12 protein-coding genes are annotated in these 15,064 nt (G+C 66.6%); 4 read left to right on the plus strand and 8 right to left on the minus strand.

Annotated features, from left to right (window positions below; genetic code table 11):
* The first annotated feature begins 33 nt into the window (after nt 1-33).
* A complete protein-coding gene (locus D6850_RS14290; protein WP_121168158.1) occupies nt 34-1,422 on the plus strand; it encodes a hypothetical protein in 1,389 nt (462 codons plus the stop codon).
* An 86-nt stretch (nt 1,423-1,508) separates the two neighbouring features.
* A complete protein-coding gene (locus D6850_RS14295; protein ID WP_121168160.1) occupies nt 1,509-2,792 on the plus strand; it encodes an ABC transporter substrate-binding protein in 1,284 nt (427 codons plus the stop codon).
* Nucleotides 2,793-2,831: 39 nt separating this feature from the next.
* Here D6850_RS14295 and D6850_RS14300 read toward each other — a convergent pair whose 3' ends face one another.
* From D6850_RS14300 to D6850_RS14310, 4 genes are all read right to left on the minus strand, one after another.
* Nucleotides 2,832-3,605 carry a DUF3037 domain-containing protein gene (locus D6850_RS14300; RefSeq protein ID WP_121168162.1) on the minus strand — a complete coding sequence of 258 codons (774 nt, stop codon included), beginning with the start codon at nt 3,603-3,605 and terminating at the stop codon, nt 2,832-2,834.
* Complete coding sequence (locus tag D6850_RS19315; protein ID WP_166434076.1) at nt 3,602-4,372, minus strand: HipA family kinase; 771 nt, start codon at nt 4,370-4,372, stop codon at nt 3,602-3,604. The genes D6850_RS14300 and D6850_RS19315 overlap by 4 nt, the downstream gene beginning before the upstream one ends.
* Nucleotides 4,373-4,460: 88 nt before the next feature.
* Nucleotides 4,461-5,753 carry a nicotinate phosphoribosyltransferase gene (pncB, locus tag D6850_RS14305; RefSeq protein ID WP_121168164.1) on the minus strand — a complete coding sequence of 431 codons (1,293 nt, stop codon included), beginning with the start codon at nt 5,751-5,753 and terminating at the stop codon, nt 4,461-4,463.
* A gap of 65 nt (nt 5,754-5,818) precedes the next feature.
* Nucleotides 5,819-6,709, minus strand: a complete 891-nt coding sequence (locus D6850_RS14310) for a DMT family transporter (RefSeq protein ID WP_281272596.1) — start codon at nt 6,707-6,709, stop codon at nt 5,819-5,821.
* A gap of 161 nt (nt 6,710-6,870) precedes the next feature.
* On the opposite strand from D6850_RS14310, the gene D6850_RS14315 reads away from it, so the two are divergent.
* Entirely contained in the window at nt 6,871-8,934 is a 2,064-nt protein-coding gene (locus D6850_RS14315; RefSeq protein WP_121168166.1) for an oxidoreductase, read from the plus strand.
* A gap of 4 nt (nt 8,935-8,938) precedes the next feature.
* Here D6850_RS14315 and rfbA read toward each other — a convergent pair whose 3' ends face one another.
* From rfbA to rfbC, 4 genes are read right to left on the minus strand one after another with little or no spacing between them, the layout of a single operon-like run.
* Nucleotides 8,939-9,811, minus strand: a complete 873-nt coding sequence (gene rfbA / locus D6850_RS14320) for a glucose-1-phosphate thymidylyltransferase RfbA (protein WP_121168168.1) — start codon at nt 9,809-9,811, stop codon at nt 8,939-8,941.
* Entirely contained in the window at nt 9,808-10,656 is an 849-nt protein-coding gene (gene rfbD, locus D6850_RS14325) for a dTDP-4-dehydrorhamnose reductase (RefSeq protein ID WP_121168170.1), read from the minus strand. The genes rfbA and rfbD overlap by 4 nt, the downstream gene beginning before the upstream one ends.
* Entirely contained in the window at nt 10,653-11,705 is a 1,053-nt protein-coding gene (rfbB, locus tag D6850_RS14330) for a dTDP-glucose 4,6-dehydratase (protein ID WP_121168173.1), read from the minus strand. The genes rfbD and rfbB overlap by 4 nt, the downstream gene beginning before the upstream one ends.
* Entirely contained in the window at nt 11,695-12,258 is a 564-nt protein-coding gene (rfbC, locus tag D6850_RS14335) for a dTDP-4-dehydrorhamnose 3,5-epimerase (protein WP_245964197.1), read from the minus strand. Before rfbC ends, rfbB begins: the two co-directional genes overlap by 11 nt.
* 201 nt (nt 12,259-12,459) lie before the next feature.
* On the opposite strand from rfbC, the gene D6850_RS14340 reads away from it, so the two are divergent.
* On the plus strand, nt 12,460-15,048 hold the full coding sequence (locus D6850_RS14340; RefSeq protein ID WP_121168177.1) for a calcium-binding protein: 2,589 nt from the start codon (nt 12,460-12,462) through the stop codon (nt 15,046-15,048).
* Nucleotides 15,049-15,064 lie beyond the last annotated feature (16 nt).

Raw genomic sequence — 15,064 nt, forward strand, 5'->3', positions numbered from 1 at the left:
CGTGACAGACCGCGCAGGCGTCGCCATGGGGCAATGATCCGGCGGTTTCTTCCCGTTTCGCTCGGCGTCGCGCTCTGGCCGGGGCGGGCGGCGGCGCATGCCGCGGAGCAGGGCTTTGTGCTGCTGCTGCCATGGGATGTCTATATCACCGTCGGGGCGGGTTGCGTCGCGCTGACGGTGCTGATCCTCGCGCTGGTTCCCGACGGGCTGGTGCGCGCCGCGTTCCGGGGCCGCGCGCTGTGGCGCACGCCCCGCGGCGTCGGGCGGCACGGCGCCAGTCTCCTTTCGGCCGGCGTGCTGGTCGCGCTGGTGCTGGCTGGGCTTCGGGGCGGGGGCGATCCGCTGACCAATCCGCTGCCGCTGACGGTCTGGACGGTCTGGTGGATCGGCATGGTCAGCGTTCAGGGTCTGATCTGCGATCACTGGCGCTGGACCAACCCGTGGACCGGTCCCGCCGCGCTGATGGCCCGCGCGACGGGCGAGCGCGCGCCGCTGCGCTATCCCCGCGCTCTGGGCCATTGGCCGGGGATCGTGATCCTGGTCGCGTTCTGCGGGTTCCTGCTCGCCGATCCGGCGCCGGCCGACCCGCGCCGCCTTGCGGTGATCGTGGGCGGTTACTGGCTGGCGATGCTGGGCGGTCTGGCGCTGTTCGGCCCGGTCTGGCTGTTGCGGGTGGAGGCGGTGAGCATCCTCATGCGCCTTTATGGCCGACTCGCGATGCTGGGCCGGCGCAAGGGGCGGCTGGCGCTGGGCCTGCCGGGCTGGCGGATCGCGCGCGGGCCGCGCTGGCCGCTGGGGGCAGGGCTGTTCGCGCTGCTCCTGCTGGGGGGCGGCAGTTTCGACGGGCTGAACGAAACGTTCTGGTGGCTCGGCCGGATCGGGGTGAACCCGCTGGAGTTTCCGGGCCGCTCGGCGGTGATCGGCTCGACGCTTGCCGGGCTGGTCGCGGCGGACGCCGCGCTGATCGCCGTCTTTGCCGTTTCCACCTGGCTGGGCGTGCGGCTCGCCGGGGGCGGGGTCGGGACGCGCGCGGCCATTCGCGCCTTTGCCCCTGCGATCCTGCCCATCGCGCTGGGCTACCATATCGCGCATTACCTCGTCTCGTTCCTCGTGGACGGGCAATACGTGCTGGCATGGCTGAGCGATCCGCTTGGGCGCGGCTGGGATCTTCTGAACCTCGGGGCGCATAGCGTCACCACCGGATTCCTGAACAGCCAGGGGTCGGTCAGGGCGATCTGGCTCAGCCAGGCGGGGGCGGTGGTGATCGGCCACGTGATCGCGATCCTGCTGGCGCATGCCCTTGCGCTCGACCTTTACGCCGACCGCCGCCGCGCGGTGCTGAGCCAGCTTCCGCTGGCCGTCTTCATGGTCGCCTACACCACCTTCGGGCTGTGGTTGCTGGCTTCGCCCAAGGGGATGTGATGCGCAAAAAACTGGACAAGGGGCGGTTTGCTTCGCAGGATCGAGGCAAATCGCGGCCCCGGACCGCGCCAAACGGGAGAGAGACCATGACCACGACCCCGAAACCCAAGGGACGTTTCACGCGCCGCGGCGCGCTCGGCACGCTTGCGGGGGCGGCTTCGCTGCCGCTCTGGGCGCGCTATACTCATGCGCAGACGGCCGAGCCGATCAGGATCGGATTCCAGATCCACCGCACCGGCATCGGCGCCGCCTATGGCCGCTGGTACGGGCGGACCACCGACGCGGCGGTGAAGCTCATCAACGAGGGCGGCGGCATCAACGGCCGCCCCATCGAGATCATCGCCGAGGACGACGGCACCGATCCCAAGCGCGGCGCCGAGGTGATCGAGAAATTCGCCAACCAGCACAATTGCGATATCGCCTACGGCACGCTGTTTTCCCATGTCGTCATCGGCTCCGCCCCCCGCGCGGGCGAGCTGAAGCTGCCCTATTTCGTCGTCTCTGAAGGGCATCACGTCGCCAGCGGCATGCTGAACCGCTACACGCTGCAACCGGGCATCACGGACGTGAAGAGCCAGGTGCAGGCGATGGCGCCCTTCATCAGCGACACCCTGGGCAAGAAGGTCACGATGATCTTCCCGGATTACGGGTTCGGCTACGATCACCGCGACAACCTGCCCGATGCGATCAAGGCGCAGGGCGGCGAGGTGATCGCCCAGATCGCCATTCCCCCGTCCGAAACCTCGTTCACCAAGTATTTCCCCAAGATCCCGCGCGAGACGGAGGTGCTCTATCACGTCATGGTCGGTCCCGCCGTGCTGACCTTCGTGAAGGAGCTCGGCGAATTCTTCGGCCCCTCCGCGCCGCAGCTCTTCGGCTTCATCGACAGCCTCGAGGCGGTTGACATCGCGAGCCCGGGTCTCGAATTTCTCGAGGGCACGCATTTCTGGGAGGGCGCTCCACGCTACGCCCAGAAGGATCAGACCGAACACGACAAGTTCTACCGCGAGGCGGTCGGCGTTGACGACAACGGCGCCTCGGTCAGCGATCCTTCGGATATCTCCACCTACGCGCACATGTTCGGCTGCTGGGAGACGCTGCACGTCATCAAGGCGGGGATGGAGGCGGCGGGCTATTCCGGCCCCGCCGACCGCGCCGCGCTGATCGAGGCGGTCGAGGCGATGACCGACATGCCCGAGGGACGCGCCCATCCGCAGGGGGCCAAGGTCTTCAACGGCAAGACCCACCAGGTGTTTGGGCACCAGTACATCTCGAAGGTCGAGGACGGAAAGCTCGTGAAGGTGCACACCGCGTCGATCGAGGACGGGATGTACCCGGACGAAGTGGATTATACGAAGGAGGCGTTTTGAGGCGGAGGAAAAGGTGAAAGTCGCTGCGATTCGCGTGTCTCAATGCAGTGTATACCGCTTCGCCAACTCTCCGAGTTCATTAATAAGAAAGAGGCTGGTATTCGACCGGGCTAAATCTTCCTTTATCGCTGCAACGTAATCGTTTGATTGCTCGCCAAAGTCGCCGACCACTACTAACTGCATCCCTAGATTCTTCATGAGCGCTCGCCCTGCCAAAGCGTGTTTTCCCGCTTGCTCAAGGCCGCGCTCTGGCTCGTCGAAGCGCGATGCTTCGATGAGATTGTAGCGCTCTCTCCGTATCGCCAGATCAGGCCGGAGCTTGAGATTGTAGCGCGGTAGGCTGATAGGTTGAGGATTTTGATCAAACCGATCTAGGAGGTTGAGGCGACGCAGTTCCCTCTTTAACTTCACTGCTACCTTGCTCTTACGAGGTTTCCGCTCAACATCACCGACAAGATCGTCATACAAGCGTTCTATCTCAATTTCCGCATCTTCTGCAAAGGTCGGCAGGAAAGGCGTCAATCGGATGTTGTTTGCCCGCATAGACTGGAACCGCTTCAAAGATTCAAACGCGGGCTTCTTCGCAATCTCGCGATCGATCCTAGATTTCAGCTCATCAATCGCGATGTTCAAGAACGATTTGTTTATCGCGGCAGAACTCTTCATGATCCGGGAAAAGTCACTACTGAACCGGGATAAGACGCGTTCCTTGTCTGCATCATAGAGCAGAACGCCGAGATTAAGCCCTTCCTCCCGCACGGAGTCGGGAAAAAACTGAACAATCGAGTATGATGTTTGGCTACGCTTCATCATCTTTTACCCAGTTCATAACCTAGTGGAGGCTCCCGGAGTAGCTTTCGCGGCAGCCAATGTTTCATTTCGCCAGCACGGTTGAGCAAGCCATCTACTAGACGGACTCTTGCCCTTTGCGACAACCCCCATTCTGGCGGGACGAGTCCAACTATTCGCTCAAGTTGTTCCCTACTAACTGCAGATATCTCATCCAAACCTTGATGCAAGGCATCCTCCCTGACAAATGTGGCGAGACTTTGGTGGGTGCCGCAAACATCCTCGTCATCCCACCAGTCGTCTGAAAATCCATCTTCGAAGGTCGTTTCCGTAAATGAATGTGAATGATCAATGACCATCATTCTCACCCTCTTGTTGTCCGGCACAAACAACAAGTTATCGAGGTTTTCAGTCGAGAGGCCGGGTGACGAGACGAATCGATCAACATTCTTAATCCAGGTGTCGAACACTAAAACTTTGGAAACCATCTCTGGGTTCGAGACACTGTCAAGCAAGCCGCCTTCGCCGGAAAACGTGATCGCCAACGGCTCCCAGCGTGTTAGGAAGGCTGTGCCATCCTCTACGTGCACGCCAAATTCCTGGAGATCGAACCTCTTCGATAAGCGAACAAGCGCGTGAGCTGGCGCATCATAGCTGAGAAGCGCCAGAAGCTCAGATGCAATTAGTTCAGAGCAAAGCGCATCCGTGCCCGCCGGGTTGCCGCAATACTTGCACAGTGCAGTTCCAACGTCTGTCTCTACGACCAACGGCTTGGTACTAGTTCCCAGCACCTTAACAACTCTAGTTATCCGTGTCGGCCTCCAATCCACACCATGTCCTTCTACACTGATCAGTATCAGCCTATCCGACTGTCATGCATCACACCACAACCTCCAACGCCTCCTGCTCGCCCACCCCGAACACCCGCTTGTACCGTTCTATCTCGGCGGCGGGGCCCATCGCCTTGCGCGGGTTGTCCGACAGTTTCACCGTCGGCCGCCCGTTTACCGATACCGCCTTGCAGACCAGCGAAAACGGCGCGAGCGCGTCGTCGGGGGTGAGGCCCTTGAAATCGTTGGTGAGATGCGTGCCCCAGCCGAAGGACAGTTGCGCGCGGCCGGCGAATTGCCGCTGCAGCCGCACGATGGTGTCCACGTCGAGCCCGTCGGAGAAGATGATGAGCTTCTCGCGCGGATCCTCGCCGCGGGACGCCCACCAGTCGAGCGCGAGCTCGGCGCCCGCCGCAGGATCGCCGGAATCGATGCGGATGCCGGTCCACCCGGCCAGCCAGTCAGGCGCATTGCGCAGGAACCCTTCGGTGCCGTAGGTGTCGGGCAGGATGATCCGCAGGTTGCCGTCATGCTCCTCGTGCCAGTCCGAGAGCACGTCATAGGGCGCGCGGGCCAGTCCCTCGTCCGTATCGGCCATCGCGGCATAGACCATCGGCAGTTCATGCGCGTTGGTGCCGATCGCCTCGACCTCGCGGCTCTTGGCGATGAAGCAGTTGGAGGTGCCGACGAATTTCTCGCCCAGCCCCTCGATCAACGCCTGCACGCACCAGTCCTGCCACAGGAAACTGTGCCGCCGCCTTGTGCCGAAATCCGCGACCCGCAGGTCGGGAACGTCGCGCAGGCGCTCGACCTTTTCCCAAAGCTTGGTCATCGCGCGGGCGTAGAGCACCTTGAGCTCGAACCGGCCCAAGTCGTGCAGCACGGCGCGGCTGCGCAATTCCATCAGCACGGCGAGCGCGGGCACCTCCCACAGCATCACCTCGGGCCAGGCGCCTTGGAAGGTCAGTTCGTACTGGTCGCCCCGGCGCTCCAGGTGATAGGGCGGCAGGCGCAGCGCCTCGAACCATTCCATGAATTCGGGGGTGAACATCTGCCGCTTGCCGTAGAACATGTTGCCGCGCAGCCATGTGCTTTCGCCCCGGCTGATCGACAGCGTGCGGATATGATCGAGCTGTTCGCGCAATTCGCCCTCGTCCACCAGGTCGGCGAGCGGCACATGGGCGGAGCGGTTGATGAGGCTGAACGTCACCTGCGCGTCGGGGCGGTTGCGGAACACCGACTGGCACATCAGCAGCTTGTAGAAATCGGTGTCGATCAGGGACCGGACGATCGGGTCGATCTTCCATTTGTGGTTGTGAACGCGGGTGGCGATATCGACCATGACGGCCTCCGATTGAACGTTCCGACGGTTAAAGCAGCGGGCGCAGGGGGTGGCAAGGGGATCGCTCAGCCCCGCGCGCGACCCCGCACGAAGATGAAGAGCCCCGACGCCACGACGATCACGCAGCCAGCCGCCGTCGCGGTATCGAGCGTTTCGCCGAACCACACGACGCCCAGCGTGATCCCGAACAGGAGGCGCGTGTAACGGAACGGCGCCACGACCGACACGTCGCCGGTGCGCATCGCGCTCATCAGCGCGCCGTAGGCCATCGCCCCCACCGCGCTCGCCGCGCCGATCGCGGCGAGCGCCGAAGGCTCGGGCCAGACGAAGGCGCGCTTCTCCCACAGCGACCAGAGGGCGCCGGCGACGGCGATTGCGGCAAAGCCGTAGATGCCCAGCACCACGCTGCTGAGCGACACCGGCGCGGCCCGCGAGGCGAGGTCGCGCAGCGAAAAGCCGAGCATCCCCAGCACCGCCAGGAGCGACAGCGCCGAAAAGCTGTCGGTCGCGGGCCGCAGGATCACCAGCACGCCGGTCAGCCCGATCGCCACGGCGGTCCAGCGCCGCCAGCCGACCCGTTCGCCGAACACCAGCGCCGCGCCCATCACCACCACGATCGGCGCCGCCTGGAGGATCGCCGTCGCCGACGACAGCGGCGTCAACACGATGGCCAGCGTGTAAAAGAGCCGCGCGCCCATCTCGAAGGCAAAGCGCCAGCGCATCGTGGGCGACAGGACGTCGCTGCTGAACAGCCGCTCGCCCCGCGCCGCCGCGGTCGCGGAAAAAAGCAGCGCGCCGCCCGCGCCGAACAGGATCATCAGCTGGCCCACCGGCACCGCGTCAGACGCCTGCTTGAGCAGCGCGTCCTCGACCGCGAAGCCCGCCATAGCGGCGATCATCCAGAGCGTGCCGATCACGTTGGCGCGTAGGGTTGCGGGCTGGTAAGGCGCGGTCACGGCACAGGCATCCTGAACGGAAGGAAAGGCGCATCGCCAATGCAGCGCCATCCTCCCTTAGCCTGTCGCGCGCGCCGTCCGCAATCCCCCCGCCGCTCTGGTCGGCGTCGCCTGAGCGTGTAGAGTGCCGCCCACGCAAGACGAGACGAAAAGGACGCGCCATGCCAGCACCCGATCACGCCATCCTGTTCGAGCCGGTCAGGATCGGCCCGGTCACCGCGCCCAACCGGTTCTACCAGGTGCCGCACTGCACCGGCATGGGCTATCGCTATCCGCGCAGCGAGGCGGCGCATCGCAAAGTCAAGGCGGCGGGTGGCTGGGGCGTGGTGTCCATGCAGGAGGCCGAGATCCACCCGACCTCGGACATCACCCCGGCCAATGAATCCCGGATCTGGGACGATTCCGACATTCCCGCCCTGCGGCTGATGACCGAGGCGGTGCATGAACATGGCAGCCTCGCCGCGATCCAGCTGGTCCATAACGGGCTGCACGCCGCGAACCGGTATTCGCGCCGCCTGCCGCTCGCGCCGTCGGCGGCGCCGGTGGATTGCGACGATCCCGTCAATGCGCGGGCGATGGACAAGGCCGACATCGCCGAATTCCGCCGCTGGCATGTCGACGCCGCCCGGCGGAGCAAGGCGGCGGGCTTTGATATCGTCTATGTCTATGCAGGGCACGACATGACGCTGTTGCAGCATTTCCTGCTGCACCGGCACAATCACCGCACGGATGAGTATGGCGGATCGCTTGAGAACCGGATGCGGCTGTTCCGCGAGGTGATCGCCGACACCCGCGACGCGATCGGCGACAGTTGCGCCATCGCCGTGCGCCTTGCGGTGGAGGAACTGCTTGGCGACGAGGGCATGCGCCACGATGTCGAGGCGCGCGAGGTGATCGAGGCGCTGGCCGAGGAGCCTGACCTTTGGGACGTCAACATGGCGGACTGGGCGAATGACAGCCAGACGTCGCGTTTCGCCAAGGAAGGCTATCAGGAGCCTTATACGGAGTTCGTCAAATCCGTCACCAGCAAGCCCGTGGTCGGCGTCGGGCGTTATACCTCGCCGGACACGATGGTGCGGCTGGTCCGGCAGGGCCGGCTCGACCTGATCGGCGCGGCGCGGCCATCCATCGCCGATCCCTACCTGCCGAGGAAGATCGAGGAAGACCGGCTCGAGGAAATCCGCGAATGCATCGGCTGCAATATCTGCGTGTCGGGCGACAATACCTCGGTGCCGATGCGCTGCACGCAGAACCCCACCGTGGGCGAGGAATGGCGGCGCAACTGGCATCCCGAGATCGTGACGCGGGCGCGCGAGGCGCAGCCCTACCTCGTGATCGGCGGCGGCCCCGCCGCGCTCGAAGCGGCGTGCGTGCTGGTCAAGGGCGGCAATGACGTGATCGTCGCCGAGGCGGGCGATCACTGGGGCGGGCGCGTCACGCGCGAGAGCGCGCTGCCCGGCCTTGCCGAATGGGCGCGCGTGCGCGACTGGCGCATGTGGCAGTTGCAGCAGGTGCAGAACGCGGAGCTTTACCTGAACAGCCCGCTCGGCGCCGATGACGTGCTGGCCTACGGCATTGCGCATGTCGCCATCGCCACCGGAAGCCATTGGCGCGCCGACGGGGCCGGGCGGGCGCATCGCCGGCCGCTGGATTTCCTGGAGGCCGGCCCGCTCATGACGCCCGACGCGGTCATGCAGGGCGCGCTAAGCGCGGATGACGCGACGGGGCCGGTGGTGATCTTCGACGACGACCGCTTCTACCTTGCCAGCGTGCTGGCTGAACTGGCCGTCGCGACCGGGCGCGAGGTCATCTTCGTCACGCCTTCGCCGGTCGTCGCGCCGTGGAGCGAGCGCACGCTGGAGCAGCGGCGCATCCAGACGCGGCTGATCGATCTCGGGGTCGAGATCGCCACCGGGCACAAGCTGGCGGGCCGTGACGCGGATACGCTGAGCATCGCCTGCGTCTATTCCGGCAAGGTGCGGCGGGTCGCCTGCGCGACGCTCATTCCCGTGACGGCGCGGCTGCCGGATGACGCGCTATGGACAGCGCTTGCCGCGCGGCGGGAGGAATGGCGCGACGCCGGGATCGCCTCGGTCACGCGGATCGGTGAATGCCTGGCGCCGGGTCTGATCGCGGCGGCGGTCCATTCGGGCCACGCCTACGCCCGAGAGGCGATGGGCGAGGGCGACGCCGTCCTGCGCGAGGACAGGCACACCGATCTCTGAGCGCTCAGCCCAGCAGCCGCAGCAGGTACGCGCCGTAGCTGTTCTTGGCGAACAGCTCGGCCCGCGCGCGCAACTGGTCGGCGTCGATCCAGCCGCGGCCAAAGGCGATTTCCTCGGGGCAGCCGGCCTGCAAGCCCTGCCGTTCCTGGAGCGTGCGCACGAAGTTGCCCGCGTCCAGCAGGCTGGCGTGCGTCCCGGTGTCGAGCCAGGCATAGCCGCGCCCCATCCGGCGCACACGCAGCGCGCCCTCATCGAGATAGCTCTGCAGGAGCGAGGTGATCTCAAGCTCGCCCCGCGCCGAAGGGGTGACGCGCGCGGCGCGGTCGGGGGCCGTGCCGTCGAGGAAATAGAGCCCGGTCACCGCGTAAGGCGAGCCGGGTTTTTCCGGCTTCTCGACGATCGACACCGCGCGATCCTGCGCGTCGAAGGTCACCACGCCGTAACGTTCGGGATCGGCCACGTGATAGCCGAAGACCTCACCGCCCGCCTCCTGCGCGTCCGCCTCGGCCAGCATCTCCGGCAGGCCGTGCCCGAAGAAGATGTTGTCGCCCAGCACCATCGCCGAGGGCGCGCCATCGAGGAAATCGCGCGCCAGCAGATAGGCCTGCGCGAGCCCGTCCGGCGAGGGTTGCACGATATACGTCAGGCGCAGCCCCCATTGCGACCCGTCCCCCATCAGGCGCTGGAACTGCGTCTGATCCTCGGGCGTGGTGATGACCGCGATTTCGCGGATGCCGGCCAGCATAAGCGCCGAGAGCGGGTAATAGACCATCGGCTTGTCGTAGATCGGCAGCAGTTGCTTGCTGACGCCCATCGTGATCGGGTGCAGCCGGCTGCCGGTTCCCCCGGCGAGGATGAGTCCCTTGCGCTTGGTCATGTGACGTTCAGCTCCTGCAATACGCGCGCCAGGCCCGCGCGCCAGTCGGGCCGCGCGATCCCGTGATCGCGCATGAGTGACGTGCAATCGAGGCGGGAATTGGACGGGCGTTTGGCGGGAGTCGGGTATTCGCTGGTCGGGATGTCGCTCACCTCGGTTTGCATCCCCGCCTGTGCGAAGATCTCGCGCGCGAACCCGGCCCAGCTGACATCGGGCGCGCCCGCGAAATGATAGGCGCCGCCCGGCGCGCCGTCGCGCAGGTTGCGCGCCAGCGTCAGGCAGGCCTGCGCGATGGCGTCCGCCGGCGTCGGGCCGCCCACCTGGTCTGCGACGATGCGCAGCGCGTCGCGTTCGGCCCCGAGGCGCAGCATGGATTTGACGAAGTTCGCGCCATGCGCGGAGAACACCCAGGAGGTGCGCAGGATGGCGTGCGGCCCGCCTGCGCCGCGCACCGCCTCCTCGCCCGCCAGTTTGGTGCGGCCATAGGCCGAAAGCGGCGCGGTGGGCGAATGCGGCAGCCACGCGGTATCGCCCGCGCCGTCGAAGACGTAATCGGTCGAGATCTGCACGAAAGGGACGCCGCCGGCGGCGCATTCGGCGGCGAGAACGCCGGGCGTGCGCGCGTTGACTTGCAGGGCGAGCGGCTCTTCCTCCTCGGCGCGGTCGACGGCGGTATAGGCGGCGGCGTTGATCACCGCCTCCGGCGCGTGGCGCTTGAGCGCGGCGAGGCAGGCCAGCGGATCGGTGAAATCGGCCTCGTCGCGGCCGATGAACGCGGCGTCGGGTATCGCGCGCGCCAGTTCGCGCGCCACCTGTCCGGTTCGCCCGAAGATGACGACCCTCATGCGCGCCCCAGCCTCTTGCCGACTCCGTCGCGCGTCATCAGCGCGCGCCACCAGTCCTCGTTGTCGAGATACCAGCGCACCGTGCGGCGCAGCCCTTCGTCCAGCGTGACGGACGGTTTCCAGCCCAGTTCGTCCCTGATGCGGCTTGCGTCGATGGCGTAGCGCGCGTCGTGGCCGGGCCGGTCCGCGACAAAGACGATCTGATCGCCGTAGGGCGCGGCGGCGGGGCGCATTTCGTCGAGGATGCCGCAAATCGCGCGCACGAGGTCGATGTTGCGCCGCTCCGCGTTGCCGCCGATGTTGTAGCTGCGCCCCACCTGCCCGCGCGCCGCGACGGTCAGCAGCGCGTCGGCGTGGTCCTCGACATAGAGCCAGTCGCGCACGTTCTCGCCCGCGCCGTAAATCGGGATCTCGTGGCCGTCCAGCGCGCGGATGATGACCACCGGGATCAGCTTTTCGGGGAAATGGAAAGGGCCGTAATTGTTCGAACAATTGGTCAGCACCACCGGCAGCCCGTAGGTTTCGCCCCAGGCGCGCACCAGGTGGTCCGAGGACGCCTTGGAGGCCGAATAGGGGCTGCGCGGATCGTAGGGCGTGTCCTCGGTGAACAGCCCATCGGTGCCGAGCGAGCCATAGACCTCGTCGGTCGAGATGTGGTGAAAGCGGAAATCATCGGGCCGGCCCTCGGCCTGCCAGTGGGCGCGCGCGGCCTCGAGCAGCGTGTAGGTGCCCATCACGTTGGTGTCGATGAAGGCGCCGGGGCCGTCGATGGAGCGATCGACATGGCTCTCGGCGGCGAGGTGCATCACCGTGCCGGGGCGATGGCGCGCGAATATCCGGTCGAGCGCGGCGCGGTCGCGGATATCGGCGTGCTCGAACGTGTAGAGGTCGCTGTCCGCGACCGAGGCCACGTTGGCGGGGCAGGCGGCGTAGGTCAGCGCGTCGAGGTTCACGACGCGCAGCCCCCGCGCCACTGCCTGGCGCACCACGGCGGAGCCGATGAACCCGGCGCCGCCGGTGACGAGAAGGGGGCGCGCCTTATCCGTCATGGCGGAACGGGCTCTGGAAGTCGCGCAGGCGCGGCGCGTTGGCGTCCTTCTCTGACAGGGTCGGCGTGGTGTCCCCCAACCCCCAATCGATGCCGATGTCGGGGTCGTCCCAGCGCACCGCGCCATCGCATTCGGGGGCGTAGTAGTCCGAGCATTTGTAGATGATCTCGGTGTCGTCCTCGCGGGTGACGAACCCGTGCAGGAATCCCGCCGGGATCAGCAGCTGCCGCCCGTTGTCAAAGCTCAGCTCCTCGCCCACCCACTGCCCGTAGGTCGGGCTGCCGCGGCGCGCGTCCACCGCCACGTCAAAGAGCCGCCCGCGCCCGCAGCGCACCAGCTTGGCCTGGGCGTGGGGGGGCGACTGGTAGTGCAGCCCGCGCACCGTCCCCGCGGCGGCCGAGAGCGAATGGTTGTCCTGCACGAAATCGATCTCGATCCCGGCCTCGGCGAGCGTTCGCCTGTTCCAGCTTTCGCAGAAGAACCCGCGCGCGTCGCCAAAGCGCCGTGGCGTCAGAACCAGTACGCCGGGGAGCGCGGTTTCAGTAATTTCCAATGGCTCGGCTCCTCCGACCGGGTGCAGTTTCGAAGGTGATAGCAACGCCGCCCGCATATGTCACCCGCCAAGCGGCGCGCGGGGCATGAGCCGGGCGCGTCGAATTGTTCCCAAGGTCCATCTTTACGTCACATTCACAAAGGTTGCCGTTAACTTGCCCGCGCCATCCTGCCCCACGGGTCAGGAGTGGAAGGGTGTGAGATGGGCAGCATTGTCCTGAACGCGGCGGGCGCGCCTGGCGTCGCCGATCCCGAGGCGTTGATCGGGATCACCGACATCGCCGTCGTGAACGGGCCGTGGGGGCCAATGCTGCTCAGCACGACGCGCGGCGACGGCTGGGTGACGGCCTTTGACATCAACGCGGGCGTGGCGGTTGAACTGGACAGCTGGCGCATCGCGTCGAACCGGTTGCAGCTCGAATCGACCGACCTTGCGGTGATCGGCAGCGGCGCGGACACGCGGCTGTTGCTGGCCGGGCTGGCGGGCAGCGGGTTGACCGGGCTTTCGCTCGACCCGTTGGGCCTTGGCGACCCGACGACCTACAGCGCGTCCGGTTTCGACATGGGCAATCTGCGCGCGCTGGCGACGAAGGGCGAGATCGGCTTTGCCGCGCTGCGCACCGGGGGGTTCAGCGTGATCGATTTCTCGGGTGCGGCGCCGCAGGCGCATGCGGTGGCCGGCGGCGACCCGGTCAACGCGGAGCGCGCCAGCGCGGTGGCGATGATCGACGTCGCCGGCATGACCTACGGGGTCGCCGCGTTCGGCCGGCATGACGCGCTGTCGACCTTCCGCATCGACGCGGGCGGGGCGATCCCGCTCGCCACGCTCACGACAGAGACGGTCGGCGGCGCGCTGGCCGGCCCGCAGGCGCTGCGCGCGGCGACGGTCGAGGGACGCCCATACGTCATCGCCGCCGCGACTGACACCGGCTCGCTCTCGGTATTCGCGATCGACGGAACCGGCGCGCTCACCCTTGTCGATCAGGTGATGGACAGCCGGGACACGCGCTTTGCCGACGCCGCGCATCTGGAGGTGCTGACGCTCGACGGGCGCACCTATGTCGCGGCGGCGGGGTCGGACAGCGGGATCAGCCTGTTCACGCTGCTGCCGGGCGGGCGGCTGCATCACCTCGACACGATCGCGGCGACCAACGACGCGCCGCTCCGCGGGATCACCGATATCACGCTGGCCGCGGTCGGCGGCAACCTGCACATCTGGGCCGCCACCCAGGCCGCGCCCTACCTCGTGCAGTTCACCGCGACCGGCTTCGACATCGGCCAGACAAGGCAGTTCGGCGATCAGGGCGGCACGATGAGCGGCGGCGCCGATGACGACGTTCTCGTCGGCGGCGCGGGGGACGACGCGATCAACGGCTACGGCGGGCGCGACGTGCTGGTCGACGGGGCGGGGAGTGACACGCTCTGGGGCGGGGCGGGGGCTGATACATTCGTCTTCGTGATCGACAGCGACGATGACTGGGTGCTCGATTTCACACCGGGCGAGGACCGGCTCGACCTGAGCGCGCTGCCGGGGATCTGGGACGTGAGCGACCTCCAGGTGGAAACCAGGAGCTGGGGCGCCGAGCTGCATTACCGCGGCGAGACGATGTTTATCCAGAGCGCCGATGGCGGCAGCCTGAGCCGTGCGGACTTCGTCGACGGCGGCCTCACGTGGATCGACCGCGTGACCCTGCCGGAGGCGGCGGGCACGATCACCGGGGCGCTCTCGGCCGAGACGTTCATCGGCACCGACCTGGGCGAATCCTATGACGGGCAGGCGGGCGACGACATCCTGCGCGGCGAGGGCGGCGACGACACGCTCTATGGCAACGGCGGCGACGACACGCTCTCGGGCGGGTTCGGTGAGGACCTGCTTTATGGCGGCGACGGCATGGATCTCATCACCGGCGACGCCGGGTTCGACACGATCCACGGCGGGCGCGGCGGCGATTTCCTCAACGGCGGCGGGCAGGCCGACCTGATCTATGGCGGCGAGGGCAACGACCGCATCCTCGGCGAAGACGGGTACGACCAGCTGCACGGCGGACCGGGCGACGACACGATAATCGGCGGCGACGATCCCGACCGCCTGTTCGGCGGCGACGGAAATGACAGCCTCAGCGGCGGCACCAACGTGGGCTACAGCGTCGATGGCCTGTTCGGCGAGGGCGGCGATGACACGCTGATGGGCGATGGCGGGTTCGACTATCTCGACGGCGGGGAGGGGGATGACTACCTCGATGGCGGGTTGCAGGCCGACAACCTCTTTGGCCGCGCCGGTGATGATTACCTGGTGGGGGGCGGCGGGCTCGACCGCTTGTTTGGGGGGCCGGGCGACGACATGCTCGACGGGGGCGAGGGCGACGATGGCCTCTTTGGCGACGCCGGGAATGACAGCCTCTGGGGCGGCGCGGGAAACGACCGCTTCTTCGGCGGCACGGGCGACGACGTGCTTTCAGGCGATGAGGGCGACGATACGCTGAACGGCGGCGCAGGCTTTGACACGATCTATGGCGGCGCCGGCGACGACGTCATGCGCGGGGATTTCAACGCCGACATCTTCGTCTTCGAGGACGGCCACGGGCATGACCGGATCGAGGATTTCGAGGCGACCAACGATTATGAACGCATCATGCTCTGGGGGGTGTCCGATATCGACAACTTCACCGATCTCTGGGCCAACCACATCCACCAGAGCGGCGCCGACGTGGTCATCACCTCGGCCAGCGGCACGATCACGCTCGTTGAGGTCGATCTGAACGATCTCGATTCGTGGGATTTTATCTTTTGAACGGGCGCGGACGAGC

Source organism: Roseovarius spongiae, assembly GCF_003651245.1.
Taxonomy (GTDB): Bacteria; Pseudomonadota; Alphaproteobacteria; order Rhodobacterales; family Rhodobacteraceae; genus Roseovarius; species Roseovarius spongiae.

Bases quoted from the DNA above. Each gene is read 5' to 3' on its own strand.
- rfbD (WP_121168170.1), bottom strand. From the start codon at position 10,656: ATGAGGGTCGTCATCTTCGGGCGAACCGGACAGGTGGCGCGCGAACTG.
- D6850_RS14290 (WP_121168158.1), top strand. From the start codon at position 34: ATGATCCGGCGGTTTCTTCCCGTTTCGCTCGGCGTCGCGCTCTGGCCG.
- D6850_RS14300 (WP_121168162.1), bottom strand. From the start codon at position 3,605: ATGATGAAGCGTAGCCAAACATCATACTCGATTGTTCAGTTTTTTCCC.
- rfbB (WP_121168173.1), bottom strand. From the start codon at position 11,705: ATGACGGATAAGGCGCGCCCCCTTCTCGTCACCGGCGGCGCCGGGTTC.
- D6850_RS14295 (WP_121168160.1), top strand. From the start codon at position 1,509: ATGACCACGACCCCGAAACCCAAGGGACGTTTCACGCGCCGCGGCGCG.
- D6850_RS14340 (WP_121168177.1), top strand. From the start codon at position 12,460: ATGGGCAGCATTGTCCTGAACGCGGCGGGCGCGCCTGGCGTCGCCGAT.
- D6850_RS14315 (WP_121168166.1), top strand. From the start codon at position 6,871: ATGCCAGCACCCGATCACGCCATCCTGTTCGAGCCGGTCAGGATCGGC.
- pncB (WP_121168164.1), bottom strand. From the start codon at position 5,753: ATGGTCGATATCGCCACCCGCGTTCACAACCACAAATGGAAGATCGAC.
- rfbA (WP_121168168.1), bottom strand. From the start codon at position 9,811: ATGACCAAGCGCAAGGGACTCATCCTCGCCGGGGGAACCGGCAGCCGG.